Genomic DNA, 14,653 nt, shown 5'->3' on the forward strand with positions numbered 1-14,653 from the left:
ATCGGAAAGCCGTGTACGGGAGAACCGTATGCACGGTTTGATGAGGGAGGGCTGGCATCCTGTGGCTACGACTCGGCTATTGAGGCACCGCCAAACGAAAGGGGCGGAAACAGATAGGCCGGATCTACGGACGCCGGATGCTGTCAGGCTCTCTACTCTACCCGGAATTGCCGGAGAGCTACGTGCACCTCGCCGAAAACGGTTCGGGGACATCGACCGGGGGTGGAGCAGAGATCTGGCAGCTTCCTCCCGAGCAGATGTCCCGCTTCGACCAGGGTTGGCTCCTCAGCGAGCTCGTTTGCTCCGAGGACTGGGCCAACTGGAAGATGCATCCGCACGGCGTCGAGTTTGTGTACCGAAGGCAGCATGATTGGCCTTCATTCAATGCAATGAAGGCATGGCCCAACACGGCGCTCCAAAGGACATCCTCAGTGTCAGGATAGGTGTCGGCTGCTCCTGCGATTCCTCTCAACACCCCCGGGGGAGGTCCGGGTATCCGGGCGGGCGCAGGGCAGCGCGAGGCCGGCCCTCACTCGGGGGCGATGTAGGCCACTGCGGCGGCGCGTCCGCGTTGCTCCCGAACGAAGAGCGCAAGTAACAGTGCGGCCAGGAAGAACAGGGCGCAAAGCAGGATGGCCGACTGGAGTCCCAGACGCGCCTGCAGCAATCCGAGGGACAGCAGGCCGAAGATGGCCGCAAGCTTGCCGAAGAGCCCCCAGAATCCAAAGAGTTCGGCTGTCTTCGACTGCGGGCTGAACACCGCGACCAGGGTTCGGCTGGCCGATTGCGTAGCGCCGAGGCAGAGCCCAGCGATCGCCCCCATGGCCAGGAAGACGGATTCGGCCGACCATGCGGTGCCGAGGGTGCTGTTCAGCCAAGCCGTGAGGGCCGGCGTGCCCCAGATCCCGACGGTCGCGGCCACCCAGATCGCCAGCGTCAGGTTGTAGGTGCGCAGATTCCCCCAGCGGTTCTGGAGGAACCCGAACCCGATCGCCCCGAGACTCGCGGTCAGGTTGGTGATCACGAACATCAGCATCAGGCCCGTGGCGCTCCACCGAATCACCTGGTCGCCGTAGACGAACGCGAACGCGATCACGATCGAGAGCCCGGCCATCGCGAAGAAGAACGAGACGAAGAACACCAGGAGGTCGCGGAACCCCCCGAGCGCGCGGCCCGTGTCGAGCAATCTCCTGAAACCAATGCCCAAGAGCGACTCGCCGGGGGGCAGCACCTTCGGCGTGCCACGCTCGCGCAGGAACACGAAGGTCGGGATCGCGGCCACCAGAAAGAAGACCGCGGTGATCGGACCGACGAGCCTGACGCGGTCGAAGTTCTCGAGGGTCTGGTCACCGATGACGGCGAGCACGAGGCCGGTACAGGCGATGCCGCCGACGTAGCCGAGGCCCCACGCATAGCCGGAGATCTTGCCCAGCTCTTCCGTGGGCCCCAGGTCCGGCAGGAAGCTTGACGTGAACGACTCCCCGACCGCGAAACCGTAGTTCGACACGACCACGAGCAGCACGCCAAGCAGCACCTGGCCCGGGCTCACGAAGTAGAGCAGCGCCGTCGCCGCCACCGTGGTGATGTAGCTCGCGAACAGGAACCGCTTCTTCGCCGCGCGATAGTCCATGATCGCGCCGAGCACCGGTGCCGTCACGACGACGAGGGCGTAACTCACCGAGAGCGCGACGCTCCACCAGAGGTCGCCCAGCCGGTAGTCGGGCGCGTCGCCGACGATGAGGCGCGGAAAGACCACGCTGAAGACGACGGTGACGATGACCGTCGTGTAGCCGGAGTTGGCGAAGTCGAACATCGCCCAGCCGAAGATCTCGCGCCCGGGCGCGCGGGGTGTCGTAGTCACGAGGCTCCTCCCGATAGGCACGCGGACCGCCTTCCGAGTCGCGCGACGGGTGCGTGCGTGGCCCCTCGCCGCCGATCCGTTTGGCTGCGGCGGTCACGCGATCGATCCACGTTCTTCGGGAGATCGAGCGCCCGCCGCGGACCCCTCGGATGACTGAAGTATGAACGAAACCCGGCTCACTCGTGGTCGGTCTCGGGTGCGTTGACCTGCGTGGATCAACGGCGTCCGGCGCCGCTGACCAAGATCCTTGCCGACACCGGCATGGCCGCCGGATGCGAGGGCATCGGGGTCACGTCTTGAAATCACGCAATGCGAGGGGAGCATCGGGGAGGGGCCCACTTAAAACCCCGATGTCTTTCTTTGAAGGATGCCGCACGCCTTGCCTTTGGGAGTCGATGAGCGCGGTCTGGATCGCCACGGCGCGCTGGACCACGATGACCGGCCCCCGGCGCCTTGGAAGCCCGGTGCCTGTCTATACTCAACGCATCTTCGGAAGATTGGGTTGCCGAATGTTCGTCGGGCCGTCCTTCGAGGCGAAAGGGTCTCTTGGCCGATCGACTGGGCAGCGCGGGCGGCGCGACCGACTTCTCCGCAGTCATGGGCCGCCCTGATCGACCGCCGCCGGGCCATCAATCCGCGTGGGCCGTTCGGCCGTCGCGCTCTGAGGTCGGGCGGCGGGCCGTCGAACGCCACGATCGCTTAAGCGGCGCCGAGGAGGGTCCAATGACCGTGACCAATATCCAGTCCGGGACGAACGTCCACGAGGTTGCCGACGGGATTTATCGCATCAATACGCCGGTGGTCATCTCGGATGCAGGCGGGTTTTCATTCAATCAGTACCTGATCGTCGATGATGAGCCACTCCTGTTTCACACGGGTCCGAGAAGGATGTTTCCCCTGGTGCGCGAAGCGGTGGCCAGTGTTCTGCCGGTCGAGAGCCTACGCTATATCGCCTTGTCCCACGTGGAAGCCGACGAGTGCGGCTCGTTGAACGAGTGGCTTGCTTCCGCCCCGCAGTCCTCGCCGCTGTGCGGCACCGTTGCGGCCATGGTATCCATCGGCGACCTTGCCGATCGGGCACCCCGAGCGCTCGCCGACGGAGAGGCGATCTCGCTGGGCAAACATGTCGTTCGTTGGCTCGACGCTCCCCATTTGCCGCACGCGTGGGAGTGTGGCTTTCTGATGGAAGAGCGAACCTCGACACTCCTCTGCGGCGACCTCTTCACCCAGGGCGGCAGTCAGCTTCCGCCCGTCACCGAGTCCGACATTCTCGGGCCGAGCGAGGCGTTCCGCCATGAGATGGATTATTTCTCGTACACGAAGAACGCGCGTCTCCTGCTCGAGAAGCTTGCCTCGACCAATCCGGCAACACTCGGGTGCATGCACGGCAGCGCATGGCGTGGCGACGGGGCCGCATTGCTTCGTGCGCTTGCCGAGACGCTTTCGGAATAGAGCGTTCCCGATCGGGTCCGGTCGATCCGGGGCTGAGATGTGAGCCCCGGCCGTGTGTCCTTCGTTGCTGAACCGCGCCCAGCGCGGTATTCGATGTTTTTGGATGGGATCGGCCCCGGCAGACTCGACGATTGTTCGAGCTGGCTCGGTTTAGTCGACACGCTCGCGGGCCGACGTCCGGGGGCGGCGGCGTACCAGGCTTCTCAGCAGATAGCCTCCGAGCATGATGACCACCAGGAACGCGAACAAGCCCAGCGGGCCGAAGGGACTGAACCCTGCGACCTGATCGTGTAGCTGCCGCATGGCCACTGCCCAGCCCAGGATGGCGACGTAGGTCCCGGCCAAGACGACCCCCAATGTCACCCGCATGCTGAGACCCAGCAGGACGCCGATGGCGCAGCCGACGACGGGCCCGGTCATCCAGATCGGCGACCACACAAAGAGGAACAGGCCGATGAGCCCGTAACGGCGAATCGTCCCGTGATGGCGTTCCGCGGTCTCCCGGACCGCGCGCAGGTAAGGTCGCAGGGTCTTCACTTCCAACAGCCCGCGCCAGCTGAAGACGAACAAGGGGTAGAAGATCAAGACCAGGATCGTCTCGATCAGGAGGTTGGCCAGGACCACCGTGAGGTCATCGAGTCCGGTGGCGTATCCGAGCGACATGCCCGTGACGCGCCCGAAGACCAGGTTGGTCGCGATGACGGCCGCGAGCAACTGACCATATCCCGGGGACCACACGGTGGCTACCGCCAGTGCGGCCAGCAACGCAAGAGACAGACAGAGTGCGGCCAGCAGGACCAGACCTTCGGAGGTCCGCAGGACGGATTTCCACGACGCGATCATGGTGTGCACCCGGGTTTGATCTTTCCTCTTGCGACCAGCCACGAGGCCCTTCACCTGCACGCCCCGATGATCGAGATCGTCCGACGGAACGGCAGTCCGGTCCTCTGGGTCCGCGATCCCATTTACCGCAACCTATGTCACCCGAATCGACCGCCGTATGAACCCCGAGCAGGCCCTGGAAATGGCGGTGGCCGCGGTGTGCATGCTGCGCAGCTGAACCGCGCGCGATCTAAAGCAACGCGGCGTGCAGCTCCGCGGCCTGAAGCGTGTTCTCGAGCAGGCTGGCGATGGTCATGGGTCCGACCCCGCCGGGCACCGGGGTGATCCAAGAGGCGCGCTCTGCACAGCTCGCAAAGTCCAGATCCCCGACGAGTGTGCCCTCTGCGGTGCGGTTGATGCCGACGTCGATCAGGATGGCGCCTTCCTTGATCCAGTCGCCCGGGACGAAGCGCGGGCGCCCCAGCGCGGCGACCAAGATGTCGGCGCCGCGCGCCTTCTCGGCGAGATCCTTGGTTCGGCTATGGCAGACCGTGATGGTGCAACGGGCGGCGAGCAGCTCCAGAGCCATCGGTCGGCCGACGATGTTGGATTGTCCGATGATGACGGCATCCAGGCCATCGAGGGTCCGGCCCGTGCGCTCGAGCAGCGTCATCACCCCCTTCGGCGTGCAGGGGCGAAGCAGAGGCCGGCGCAGCACTAGGCGGCCGACGTTGTCGGGGTGGAATCCGTCGACGTCCTTCGTCGGCAGGATGCAGTCGGTGATGGCGGCTTCGTCGATCTGCTCGGGCAGCGGGAGCTGGACCAGGATGCCGTCGATCTTCGGATCGGCATTGAGTCGGTCGATCAGGTCGATGAGCTCCGCTTGCTCGACCGTCGACGGCAGCTCATGCATCTCCGAGTAGAAACCGACCTCTGCGCAGGCCGTGCGCTTGTTGCGCACGTAGACCTGAGAGGCGGGATTTTCGCCGACCAGCACGACGGCGAGGCCAGGGGGACGCCCGCCCGCGGACAGAATAGTGTCGACGCGGTTGCGAATCTCGACGCGGATCTCGGCGGCGACGGCCTTGCCGTCCAGAATGTGTGCGCTCATCATGGTCTCGTCATGCGATTGTTGAGCGGCATCATAGCGAGCGCCGGTGCGTATGAAAACGCGAGGGTCTCGGGCCGCGGCTCGATCGCCGACGGTGGATTGACTCTGCTTTTCGCCCGGCGTATAGTTCCGGCTCTTCGATTTCGGGGCGCGTTTTCCGAAACCGGGGTATAGCGCAGTCTGGTAGCGCGCCTGCTTTGGGAGCAGGATGTCGGGGGTTCGAATCCCTCTACCCCGACCAATTGCCCACCAGGTCGCTCACGGTGACGACGCTTGGGGCGCCGGGCGCCGGCTTCGATGCGCACGCGATCGGCGCTCGTAGCTCAGTTGGATAGAGCAACGGCCTTCTAAGCCGTGGGTCGCAGGTTCGAGTCCTGCCGAGCGCGCCAAATTCAGGCTCGACAGGCAGCAGGAAAGGAGACAGAAGCGCGGGTCAAGCGCTTTCCAGGGATCGGCGTTTTGCTATGGTGGACGTAGCTCAGTTGGTAGAGCGCAGGATTGTGATTCCTGTGGTCGTGGGTTCGAGCCCCATCGTCCACCCCACCATTTCAGTCTCTGTGATCGGTCCGTGCCGATTGCATTGACGGACTTCTCGGGTCGTTAGCTCAGTTGGTAGAGCAGTGGACTCTTAATCCATCGGTCGTAGGTTCGAATCCTACACGACCCACCATTCTCAAGGGCTTGAGTGAAAATCACTCGGGCCCTTTTCTTTTTCGCGACGATCGGGCAGCACGTTCAAACGCGGCGTACGACACGCAGCGTACGGCGGGTGTCTTCGCGTGAGCTGCCGATCAGCGCATGCCGATGCTCGACCGCAGGCTCGCCGGTTACGAGCGTGATGCGCCGGCGGTGGCGGATGTCTGGCGGCCAAAATCACCCGTGCATGGCCAGCAGCGTTTCATTTCGCCGGTACGCTCATCGACTTGACGCCCCCCGCCAGCCTGACTAACCTCGCGCGATCGACGGAAACCCCGCAAAATGTATCGGTTGGGCAACGGGCGATCGGGTCAGCCTCCCGTCGGTCTCTTCGACGGCCGTCGGTCGATCATCGCCTTGCCCATCGGCCCGAGCCCACGGCCGATACCCCTGTGTATCGCTCGATCGGTCAGGCTGCGCGCGACGCCTTGCCCACCGCCATTACCTCATCGAGAGCCAGTGTGTATCCCAAGTATTTCGGGCTTAAAGAGCCCAGCTTCTCCATTGCGCCGGATCCCCATTATCTGTTCCTGAGCGAGCAGCATAAGGAGGCCCTCGCCCACCTGCTTTACGGGGCGGGGGAGAGCGGCGGGTTCGTTCTTCTCACCGGCGAGGTGGGTACCGGCAAGACGACCGTCTGTCGCGCCTTCCTCGAGCAGCTCCCGGAGGGGGTCGAGGTTGCCTTGATCCTCAATCCCGCGGTCACCGCCAACGAGCTGTTGCTCAATCTCTGTGACGAGTTTCGGATTCCGGTTCCCGAGGGAGAGCGCTCGGTCAAGGCCTTGGTCGACCGGCTCAACGTCTATCTGTTGGAGGCGCACGGCAAGGGTCGTCGACCCGTGCTCATCATCGACGAGGCGCAGAGCCTGCGCCCGAAGGTCTTGGAACAGGTGCGTCTGCTTACCAATCTGGAGACGAGCAAGCACAAGCTCCTGCAGATCTTTCTGATCGGCCAGCCCGAGCTGCGACGTCTGCTCGAACGCGATGCCCTGCGCCAGATCAACCAACGCGTGACCGCGCGTTTCCACCTGCGGCCCTTCACGCGCGAGGAGACCGGCGACTATATTCGCCATCGGGTCGCGGTCGCCGGGGTCGATCGTCCCCTGTTTACCGCGGCGGCGATTCGACGGATCTACAGCTGCTCGGGCGGTGTCCCGCGCCTGGTCAACATCCTCTGCGATCGCGAGCTGCTCGGCGCCTGTGTGACGCGCAGCTCTCAGGTGACGCCGGCCATCGTCAAGCGCGCGGCGCGCGAGGTGCAGGGCGAGTCGATCGACAAGCCGCCTCGCCCGGCAGTGCGGCCCGGATTCGCCGCCGCTGCCGCCTTTGTGCTCGCGATGATCGCCGGCTGGCTCGGCTATGCCTGGGTGTCCGACGATGCCGCAGCGCTTCTGGTCGATCTGCTCCCGGGCGGTCACACCCTCTCGACCGGCGGGCCGCGTCCCGAGAGCACCGGTGACGGGCCGGGGCAGGACGCAAGCCCGCAATCCCCCGAGTCCCTGCTCGTGGCGTCCGACGCGGCTGCGGATACGCCGCCGCCCGGGGCGGTCGGCGATGCGGCTTCGGGTGACGCGACTCCGAGCGAAGGCGCCCCGCTCGACGGCGCCGCGGCGGACGCGCTCCCGCGGATCGATCCCGCGCGCTTCGAGCCGGATGCGCTCGCCGAGACGCTTGCCCGCATCGCCATGCCCGAGTCCGACGCCCTGCGTTTGCTGTTGCTGCGTTGGGGTGTGGAGGTCGAGAGTCTTCCGGCCGGCGACCCCTGCGGACGTGTCGCCTCCTTTGGGCTTAAATGCGAGAGTGGGCGGGGCGACCTCGACGATCTTCGTCTTTTCGACCGTCCGGCCTTGCTCCGAGTCGGGGACGTCGGGGGCGCTCGACGTTTCCTGGTTCTGAGCTCGCTCGATGGGCCCGTGGGCACGCTTGCCCTGCCGGGCGGGAACGAGCTGGCTCCGCTCGACGGCCTGGAATCCGTCTGGACCGGGGATTACATCCTGGTATGGCAGCCGCCGCCGACCGGGTCGGAGTTGATCGGTCCGGGCACCTCGGGGGAGTCGGTGCGGTGGTTGCGGGATCTGTTGGAAAAGGTGCCGGCCTCGGGGCTTCCGGCCAGCGATTCGAGTTATTACGATACGGAGCTGACCCGCTCGGTTCGGGCGTTCCAGGCGTCGCGCGGTTTGGTCGCGGACGGGATCGCCGGTCCGCGCACACTCATTCAACTGCACAACGCCGTCGATCTTCCCGGAGTCCCCAGGCTGGTGCGGACGTCCGACGTGTCCGAGTCGGCGAGTACGGAGCCCACGGAGCCATGAGCTATATCCTGGAGGCGCTGAAGAAGTCTCAGCAGGAGCGCGAGCTCGGGCGCGTCCCGACGCTGGACACCAGCGGTATGTTCACCGAGGACAAAGAGCCGGTGCCGACCCGTCATTGGGGCTTGCTCGCCGTCGGCTTGGCGGCGGTGGCGGTCGTCATCGCGCTCTACGCGGTGTTGCGGACGCCCGCGCCGGTGCCCGTACCCGTGCAGGCCGACGCCGAGCCCGCGGCGGCCCCGACGCCGATGTCGACATCCGCGCCGGGACTCTCCGCTGCGGATCTCGGGCAAGCGTCGGCGGATACGGTGCCGATGATCGCCCCGACTGGCGCCGGTGCTTCTGCGTCTTCGCCCGAGTCGTCGCAGACGCAGACATCGCTGCGTCCAACGGCGGTGCCGTCCACGTCGCCGCGTCCGTCGCGTGTCCCCGGCGCTGAGCCGGACATGATCTCGGAGGAGGAGCCGGTGTTCGCGGCAGAGCCGGATCCCTGGCTGGAGCAGGAGCTTCAGCGTCAGTTGGATGCGGAGCAGACGGCCTATGCGGAGCCGCCGCCCGAACCTCGGCGCAGGCCGCAGCGCGCGGCCGTACCGTCTGACCTGGTCGAAGACATCGAAAGCTTCAAGCAACAGGTGCGTCGCGAGCAAGGTATCCCGCCCCCTCCGGAGCAGCGCCAGCCGGCCGATATCCGCGGGGATCCCACCAAGCTGCGGCTCACGCCCCTGCAGCAGGCGCAGCTGCCCGCCTATTTCATGACCGTGCATGTCTACGACGAGGACGCCGCCAAGCGGTTTGTCCTCATCAATGCGCTGCGCTATGTCGAGGGCGAGGAGACCCGCGACGGGATTCGCATCGAGCGCATCATCCCGGAGGGTGCGGTCTTGAGCTATCTGGGCAATCCCTTCTTCGTGCGTCGCTGACAGAGAGTGGTGAGGTCTCGTCCGTAAGATCCAGCCTGTAGGGACGAGCGAGAGCGAAGTCCACCGAGTCTGGCGCGGGCGCTGGTGGACTGCCCTGCGCTTGTCCCTACGGCGCTTGTGCATACAGCGTCAAGTCATCGCAGTGGTCGGCGTGATGCGTGTCGAGAAACGAATTCTTGAAGCAACAGGCCGGCAAATTCCGTAAAGTGCGCAGCTCCGCGTTTTAGGCAACCCCGACCTCTTCAACCCCGACCCCGGCGCCGTTCAAATGACCCAACCCAAGGCACGCGACACCGACGCCATGCATCGCCATCTGCGCGATGTCGAGCGGCTGTTGGCGCGCCTGCGCCTGGTCGATACCCTGGTGCATCGCCAGCGGATGCCGCACCAGGAGCTGGTGGAGAACATCACCCACCGGCAAAATCTGGGTCGGTTGCGTCGCAAGCTCGATCGTCTGCATCCGGCGGATATCGCCTGCATCCTTGAAGCCTTGCCCGTCGAGGACCGGCTGTTCGTGTGGGATCTGGTCAAGGCCGAGAAGGACGGCGACATCCTGCTGGAGGTCTCGGACGCGGTCCGTGCGACCTTGCTCGGGACCATGGACGCCGACGAGATCAAGGCCGCCGCCGAGACACTGGACGCAGACGAGTTGGCGGATCTGGCCCCCGATCTACCGCCCGAGATCATGCAGGACGTCCTGGCCTCGCTCGATCAGGAGGAGCAGGAGCAGGTTCGCGCGGCCATGTCGTATCCGGAGGGCACCGTCGGTGCCTTGATGGATTTCGACATGGTGACGGTGCGCGAGGACGTCACCCTCGAGGTGGTCCTGCGGTATCTGCGCCGATTCGATACGCTGCCGGATCATACCGACAAGATCTTCGTGATCGACCGCGAGGAGCGTCTTCGTGGCGTTCTGACCCTCGAATCACTGTTGATCAACGACCCCGAGACCGAGGTCTCCAAGGTCATGCAGTCCAAGTCGATCGTCAGCTTCTCGCCGGACGACAGCGCCGATTCGGCTGCCAACGCCTTCGAGCGTTACGACCTGGTCTCGGTCCCCGTGCTGGACAGCGAGAAATGCGTGATCGGTCGCCTGACCGTCGCCGAGATGGTCGATCATATCCGCGAGGAATCCGAGGCCGAGATCCTGAGCAATGCCGGTCTGCGCGAGGAGGAAGACATCTTCGCGCCGGTGATCCGCTCGGTGAAGAACCGCTGGGCCTGGCTCGCGATCAACCTGGTGACGGCCTTCATCGCTTCGAGGGTCATCGACCTCTTCGAGGGTTCGATCGAGAAGCTGGTCGCGCTCGCCGCACTCATGCCGATCGTCGCGGGCATCGGCGGCAACGCGGGCAACCAGACCATCACCATGATCGTGCGCGCGATCGCGATGGGTCAGGTTCAACCCTCGGCGCTGTGGCGCCTGCTGCGCAAGGAGCTCGGCGTGGCCTTGATCAACGGCATCGTCTGGGGCGGGGTTGTCGGCGCGGCGGCCTGGCTGCTCTATGGCAACTACGAGCTGGGACTGGTGATGACCGCGGCCATGATGCTCAATCTGCTCCTTGCGGCGACCGCCGGTGTGGTGATTCCCTTGATCCGTCAACGGCTGGGTCGCGATCCGGCGCTCGGCAGCTCCGTGTTGATCACCGCCTTGACCGATTCGGGCGGCTTTTTCATCTTTCTCGGCTTGGCGACATTGTTTCTGTTCTAAACCGCGCCCGGCGCGGCATGCGATGTTTTGGGATGGGATCGGCCCCGGCAGACTTGACGATCGTTGGAGTCGGCGCGGTTTAAAATATTAAAAAATATAAAAATTTTAAACCGTGTCCCCGCTATGGGTTATGGATGCATCAAACGTCGAGCTCACCCGAACGTGAGCATCTCGCTCTGGACGCGGTTTAGCCCGGGCCGGTCGCCGGGTTAGCTCGCCCGGAGGCGAGCAGACCCTTCATCGTGCCGCCGGTCCTTGGCGGCCGAGCCGACCCCGGTCCGCTCCGCGGTTCCCGAGGCCGACCGGATCGGATCGATCAGTTGCCGTAGGCATAGGCGTCGCCGCAGCGGCCTTGTTTCCAAAGGCCCTGAGGGCAGGAATAGGAGGCCCCGCGACCGTCGGAATAGACCGGCCTGTCATAGCCGTCGGTCGCGATCGCCGTGGCGACAGCACCGGCGAGTCCGCTGCCGAGAATGGCGGCATTGCGACCGCCGAGCTCTCCGCCGACAAAGGCGCCGAGCGCAGCGCCGAGGCCGCCGCCGACGGCTGCGCGCGTGCTCATTTGGTCCGCCGTCGCCGGGGTTGCCGCCATGAGCAGCGCGAAGGCCGGAGCGATCAACAGTGCAGCTTTGCGATTGGACATACTCGATTCTCCTCGTCGGTCGATTGGGACGCGAGTATGGTTGCAGATCCAAGCTGAACCGACGCTGAACGCTCCGCGGCCTTTTTTCCCCTGTCAAGGAACATCCGCGCAGGGGCGGCGCTCGGTCCTGTCGGGCGAATGAATCGGAGCTCGAAATGACCCTACGTCGAATCGCTGTGGCCGCGCCGATCGCGATCGGGCTCGTCCTGATCGCGCTTGGATTCCTGCTGCCGGGCGGCGAGCGCTTGATCCGCGAGAATCTGCCCTTGGAGACGCATGTGACGGTCCTCGCGCCGGGCGATGACGGGACCATCCTCGTCGCCACCCAGGCCGGCGAGATCTGGCGCTTCGACGGCGCCGGCTGGGAGCAGGAGGACGCCGGACTCGATGGGCGCCTAGTGCTGGCACTGCGTGGCGAGCCCGGGGATCATGCGATCGGGACGGCGAGCGGTCTTGTGTCCCCGTCGGGTCTCGCGCCGCCGCTCGGCAACCCGCGGGTCAGCGATGTCCTGGAGACCGCCGAGGCGGGACTCCTGGCCGCGACTCCCGAGGGTCTGTGGGTGCATGCCGACGACACCTGGCACCGGCCGCTCTCGGGTGTGCCGCTGTATCGGCTGGTCGAGCAGCGCCGCGACGGTCGCATCCATCTGCACGCCGCAACGATCGGCGAGGGCGTCTACTCCGCCTAGATCGACACGCTCTTGTCGCCCTGGACAGCGAACAGCCGCGGGCTTCCCGACGGCGTGAAGGCACTCTGTTTCGCCGTGACCGAAGGCGGCATGCTCCTCGTCGGGACGGATCGGGGACTCTATTGGCAGGCGGCGCCTGGCGAGACCTGGACGGCGTTGGCGCAGTTCCCGCGCGAGCGCCGAGTCCTCGCCCTCTATCGTGCGCCGCCGGACGCGCGCGGACTGCAACGGTTGTGGATCGGCACGGACGACGGCTTGTCCGCGCTCGATCTCGCGGAGACGCGCGAAGGTCTCTCGGTCGCCGGCCCGCTGCGATCCTTCGATGCACTCTGGGAGCCGCCCGAGACGGGCGTGAGCTGGATCGTCCCGGTGGCCGGGGATGGCCTGATGGTGAGCGCCGGCGCCCTTTATCGTTTGAGCGCCGTGCGTTATCCGGGTTGGTACCGGTTCGTGCTGGCCGGTATCCTGTTGCTTCTCGTCGGCGGTTGGCTGTGGCTCGGATTCAACCCGGAGCCCGCCCGCGACGATTAACCCTTGTTCCGGATCGAGGTTTGACTATGGATCGCTTTACGCGAAACGCCGTGATCGGCTCGGGAGTGTTGGTTGTGCTGTTGATCCTGTCGCTGCTGCCTTGGGGCGGGATGGCGTTCGGCCCGCGCATCTGGCAGCTCAACGCGGTCTTGGAACGGGACCCCGTCCTCGCGGAGTATCCCTACGACTTCAAGGCACTGCTTTTCTTAAACGGCATCGTGACCCTGACGCGACCCTACGACGCGGACGTTCCGATGGAAGAGGCCCTTGTCGCGATGGATCCGACACTGGCCGGCAAGCCCGCCGATGATCCGGCCTTCGCCGCCGCTCGGGATCGGCTCCAGCGCACGGAGTTTCACGCCATCGGTCTGATGCTGGCCGAGCCCGACGTGGGCTCGATCGTCTGGTCGCTGGACCGGGCTTGGCTCAATGGTCGGGGGATCGCCTTCCCGGCTCCGAACCCCGCGCTCGGCGGGGCGATGTAGGGCGAACGGATCATGCAGCATTTCTATTTTCTGCTCGGACTGGGCGCCCTCGCGGCGGTCGCCTTCGGGTTCAGCCTGTGGCGCGGTGTCAGGCAGCGCAAACGCTTACCCTACCGTGTCGACGCCTTTCTCCTCTCGCCGCCGGAGCGTGCCTTCGCCGCGGTGCTCGAGCGCGCCGTCGGGCAAGAATATCGGGTCTACGCCAAGGTCCGTGCAGCGGACATCATCGAGGTCGAGCGCCGGCTCGATCAACGCGCCCGCGAGCGCGCGGCCGAGCGTCTCGCCGAGCAGGTCTTCGATTTCGTGATCTGTACCCGGGAGTCGAGCGCCATCGCCTGTGCGGTCAATCTCGCGGCGCGCTCGCGGTTGTCCAGGCGCCCGCCCAAGAACCGGCTCGACCGCATCTGCGCTGCGGCCAAGCTCCCCTTCGTGCGCTTTCGCGAGAGTGATGTCTATTCGGTCGTGGAGATCGAGGAGCAGGTGTTCTCGGCCATGCAGACGATCCGAGTCCACCCCCGTGCCGAGGAGCCCTCGGCGCAAGAGACTCGCGACGCGTTGCGCGACCTCTCGGACGTGATCGGCGAGAAGGTCCCCGAGCGAGCCCGCATCAAGCGCTCGGCCCCGCCGACACCCCCGACACACTCAACGGGGCAAGCAGCGCCGAGCGCGCCCGTTCCCATCAAGCCACGTACCCGCACCGAGCCTCGGTTGCACCTCGACGACGACCTCGACATCGGCCCCGAGGAGCGCATGCCCGAGCCCCGAATCGAGGTCGAATTCGACGAAGATCGGCCCAGGCGCGCGAGGATCTAAACCGCGTTCGGAGCGACATGCGTCTTTTTATTTTGCGTTTGGCTTTGGCGATGTCCTCGATCCCGGTGAGACGCGATTTAGGATTTTACCTTTTGAATACCTTAAACCGCGCCAGCTCCGACAATCTTTGGAGCTGGCGCGGCCAAGTCAATCCAACGCATGACGAATAACGCACCTGGCGCGGTTTAAACTCTCTCCCCTCAACCTCCTGAACCGCGTCCCGACGAGTCTCCAAATGAGCGGCGAGGGAGAAAGCGCTTCGGCGTCTCTTAAAGCGCTCCCGACGCGGTTCAGCTCGGATCGATCCAGATCTGCCCCTCCGCCACGACAAGCCGATAGGTCCTTATCGGCTCGTCCGCCGGCTCGTCCATCGGCTCGCCGGTTTTCAGGCTGAACCGGCTCCCGTGCAGCGAGCACTTGATCCGATCACCGTCGAGACAGCCGTAGGACAGCGGATAGTCCTCGTGGCTGCAGTTGTCCTCGACGGCATAGAAGTGGCCGTCGACGTTGGCGACGATGTACGCCTGATTGTCCACGACGACCTTCAGAAACTTGCCGGGTGCGATCTCGTCCGTGCCGGCCACGGCGACATAGGGTGTGTCCATCGGCA

The 14,653-nt window shown here is 65.3% G+C and carries 13 protein-coding genes and 4 tRNA genes; 12 read left to right on the forward strand and 5 right to left on the reverse strand.

From position 1 onward, the window contains the following. Positions 1-529: 529 nt before the first annotated feature. On the reverse strand, positions 530-1,882 hold the full coding sequence (locus VLR48_RS17630) for an MFS transporter (protein WP_414718626.1): 1,353 nt from the start codon (positions 1,880-1,882) through the stop codon (positions 530-532). A gap of 702 nt (positions 1,883-2,584) precedes the next feature. On the opposite strand from VLR48_RS17630, the gene VLR48_RS17635 reads away from it, so the two are divergent. Beyond that, positions 2,585-3,313 carry an MBL fold metallo-hydrolase gene (locus tag VLR48_RS17635; protein ID WP_325293045.1) on the forward strand — a complete coding sequence of 243 codons (729 nt, stop codon included), beginning with the start codon at positions 2,585-2,587 and terminating at the stop codon, positions 3,311-3,313. A 150-nt stretch (positions 3,314-3,463) separates the two neighbouring features. Here the strand turns inward: VLR48_RS17635 and VLR48_RS17640 are convergent, their stop codons facing one another. Both VLR48_RS17640 and folD read right to left on the reverse strand, forming a co-directional pair. Further along, the gene (locus VLR48_RS17640; RefSeq protein ID WP_325293066.1) at positions 3,464-4,156 is read right to left on the reverse strand and encodes a small multi-drug export protein; all 693 of its coding nucleotides are present in this window, start codon (positions 4,154-4,156) and stop codon (positions 3,464-3,466) included. Positions 4,157-4,385: 229 nt separating this feature from the next. After that, positions 4,386-5,246 (reverse strand): bifunctional methylenetetrahydrofolate dehydrogenase/methenyltetrahydrofolate cyclohydrolase FolD, encoded by an 861-nt coding sequence (gene folD / locus VLR48_RS17645; protein ID WP_325293046.1) that lies wholly within the window; start codon positions 5,244-5,246, stop codon positions 4,386-4,388. A 164-nt stretch (positions 5,247-5,410) separates the two neighbouring features. Here folD and VLR48_RS17650 point away from each other — a divergent pair. The 7 genes from VLR48_RS17650 (at position 5,411) to mgtE (ending at position 10,882) form a co-directional block, all read left to right on the forward strand. Next, positions 5,411-5,487, forward strand: a tRNA-Pro gene (locus tag VLR48_RS17650). A gap of 71 nt (positions 5,488-5,558) precedes the next feature. Continuing rightward, positions 5,559-5,635 (forward strand) — tRNA-Arg (locus tag VLR48_RS17655). A gap of 78 nt (positions 5,636-5,713) precedes the next feature. Further along, a tRNA-His gene (locus VLR48_RS17660) sits at positions 5,714-5,789 on the forward strand. A gap of 51 nt (positions 5,790-5,840) precedes the next feature. Next, positions 5,841-5,916 (forward strand) — tRNA-Lys (locus tag VLR48_RS17665). A 487-nt stretch (positions 5,917-6,403) separates the two neighbouring features. After that, on the forward strand, positions 6,404-8,254 hold the full coding sequence (locus VLR48_RS17670; RefSeq protein ID WP_325293047.1) for an AAA family ATPase: 1,851 nt from the start codon (positions 6,404-6,406) through the stop codon (positions 8,252-8,254). Continuing rightward, positions 8,251-9,171, forward strand: coding sequence for a general secretion pathway protein GspB (locus VLR48_RS17675; RefSeq protein WP_325293048.1), 921 nt, complete (start codon positions 8,251-8,253; stop codon positions 9,169-9,171). The genes VLR48_RS17670 and VLR48_RS17675 overlap by 4 nt, the downstream gene beginning before the upstream one ends. Positions 9,172-9,439: 268 nt before the next feature. After that, a complete protein-coding gene (mgtE, locus tag VLR48_RS17680) occupies positions 9,440-10,882 on the forward strand; it encodes a magnesium transporter (RefSeq protein ID WP_325293049.1) in 1,443 nt (480 codons plus the stop codon). A gap of 316 nt (positions 10,883-11,198) precedes the next feature. Here mgtE and VLR48_RS17685 read toward each other — a convergent pair whose 3' ends face one another. Further along, positions 11,199-11,525, reverse strand: coding sequence for a hypothetical protein (locus tag VLR48_RS17685; protein WP_325293050.1), 327 nt, complete (start codon positions 11,523-11,525; stop codon positions 11,199-11,201). Positions 11,526-11,680: 155 nt separating this feature from the next. Here VLR48_RS17685 and VLR48_RS17690 point away from each other — a divergent pair, with 155 nt between their 5' ends. Genes VLR48_RS17690 through VLR48_RS17705 form a run of 4 tightly spaced genes read left to right on the forward strand, consistent with a single transcriptional unit; the run spans position 11,681 to position 14,043 of the window. After that, on the forward strand, positions 11,681-12,214 hold the full coding sequence (locus VLR48_RS17690) for a hypothetical protein (protein WP_325293051.1): 534 nt from the start codon (positions 11,681-11,683) through the stop codon (positions 12,212-12,214). Positions 12,215-12,226: 12 nt separating this feature from the next. Further along, positions 12,227-12,745 (forward strand): hypothetical protein, encoded by a 519-nt coding sequence (locus tag VLR48_RS17695; RefSeq protein WP_325293052.1) that lies wholly within the window; start codon positions 12,227-12,229, stop codon positions 12,743-12,745. Between the two features lie 26 nt (positions 12,746-12,771). After that, a complete protein-coding gene (locus VLR48_RS17700; protein ID WP_325293053.1) occupies positions 12,772-13,230 on the forward strand; it encodes a hypothetical protein in 459 nt (152 codons plus the stop codon). Positions 13,231-13,242: 12 nt separating this feature from the next. Next, positions 13,243-14,043, forward strand: coding sequence for a DUF2726 domain-containing protein (locus VLR48_RS17705; protein WP_325293054.1), 801 nt, complete (start codon positions 13,243-13,245; stop codon positions 14,041-14,043). A gap of 290 nt (positions 14,044-14,333) precedes the next feature. Here VLR48_RS17705 and VLR48_RS17710 read toward each other — a convergent pair whose 3' ends face one another. Then, positions 14,334-14,648, reverse strand: a complete 315-nt coding sequence (locus VLR48_RS17710; RefSeq protein ID WP_325293055.1) for a non-heme iron oxygenase ferredoxin subunit — start codon at positions 14,646-14,648, stop codon at positions 14,334-14,336. Between the last annotated feature and the right edge of the window lie 5 nt (positions 14,649-14,653).

The organism is Thiocapsa sp. (genome assembly GCF_035467215.1).
Taxonomy (GTDB): domain Bacteria; phylum Pseudomonadota; class Gammaproteobacteria; order Chromatiales; family Chromatiaceae; genus Thiocapsa.